1 protein-coding gene is annotated in these 656 nt (G+C 61.6%); it reads right to left on the minus strand.

Annotated features, from left to right (window positions below; translation table 11 throughout):
• Positions 1-25: 25 nt before the first annotated feature.
• Positions 26-656: ISL3 family transposase (locus AC5Y4N_RS21050; RefSeq protein ID WP_499912848.1), on the minus strand; the 631-nt coding region annotated here is incomplete at its 5' end.

A 656-nucleotide genomic window follows, 5' to 3' on the forward strand; every position in this document is an offset into this window, starting at 1 on the left:
CGGCTCTTCGGATCTTGCCGGGGGTTCATCGGACGACGATGGATCCGAGGACGCGCCAGTTGGGTTTGCCGGCGTAGAGCAGTGCGCGGATGCGGTAGTTGTCGAAGTTGGTGAAGCCGTAGGCGATGCGTTTGATGCGTTTGATCAGGTTGTTGAGGGCTTCGGTGGGCGCGTTGCTGACGCGGGCGATGTGGAAATTGCAGATTTTGTCGTACCAGGCTTTGAGGGTGCGGGCGAGTTTGTTGAGTTCGGGCGGAAGGCCCGGCCGCAGGCAGTGGTCGATCAGTTCGGCCAGCATTGTTCGGGCGCTGTGGATGTTTGGGCAGCGGTAGAACTCGCGTAGTCGTTCTTTGACGCGGTAGGCAAGGGCGACTTCGCCGCGGGGATCGCCCAGTTGCAGTAGCGAGGTCAGGCGTTGAGTGGCCTTGGTATCGAGGCGTTCTTCACCTGTTAGCAGCACGCGGCGGACCCGGTAGAGAGGGTCGTTACGTCGCCCGCGGTGACCTTTTTGTTCGCGCTGCACGCGTCGTCGAATCTCGTCGAGGGCACGATTGGCCAGCTGCACGCAGTGGAACGGGTCGACGACTTGCTCGACGCGAGGCAACATCACCGTGTACACCGCGGCATAGGTCGCCGACATGTCGAGTGCCCCAAAA

This window comes from Mycobacterium sp. NGS19, from assembly GCF_059813155.1.